The organism is Vibrio sp. 10N.222.49.C9 (assembly GCF_041474985.1).
Lineage (GTDB): Bacteria > Pseudomonadota > Gammaproteobacteria > Enterobacterales > Vibrionaceae > Vibrio > Vibrio crassostreae_C.
The window spans coordinates 1-444 of sequence record NZ_JBFRVD010001279.1 but is presented as its reverse complement, the minus strand read 5'-3'; the positions used below and the strand labels follow the sequence as shown (position 1 = coordinate 444).

The 444-nt window shown below is 38.7% G+C and carries 1 protein-coding gene; it reads left to right on the top strand.

Annotation, left to right across the window (positions count from 1 at the left end; translation table 11 throughout):
* The first annotated feature begins 78 nt into the window (after window positions 1-78).
* A complete protein-coding gene (locus AB4585_RS27900; RefSeq protein ID WP_017242885.1) occupies window positions 79-264 on the top strand; it encodes a hypothetical protein in 186 nt (61 codons plus the stop codon).
* Window positions 265-444 lie beyond the last annotated feature (180 nt).

The following is a 444-nucleotide window of genomic DNA, read 5'->3' as shown; positions in this document are numbered from 1 at the left end:
AAAGATTGCGCTTTTTTTCGAAAATTCAGCGAGATAGCTGATACAATTAAGTTGCGACTTTTATTAACAGGGGATGTTATGCCACGCTTTGTACAAATTCTTCAGATCATCGTTGCCGTCGTAATCGGTGGCTTCCTTTGCTATGACCTTATTCTCAATGGCATTGCCATTTTCCACGATAAGTACATTACCATCACGATAGTACTTACACTTCTTTTGGAACTCGCTCTGTTTGTCATTTTTAAGCTCATTGTCGATGATTAAATCTTGTTAATGTTGCGCTCTAACGCTGGATATTTGGAGAGTAATTCAATATCTTGAGTTTAGGAGCGTGATATGAACAAAATAACAAACGAAGCAAAACAACTACTTAATAGAGGGCTGGATGCACACCTAAGAATTGGTGTCACCGGCCTTTCTCGTGCAGGTAAGACTGCATTTATT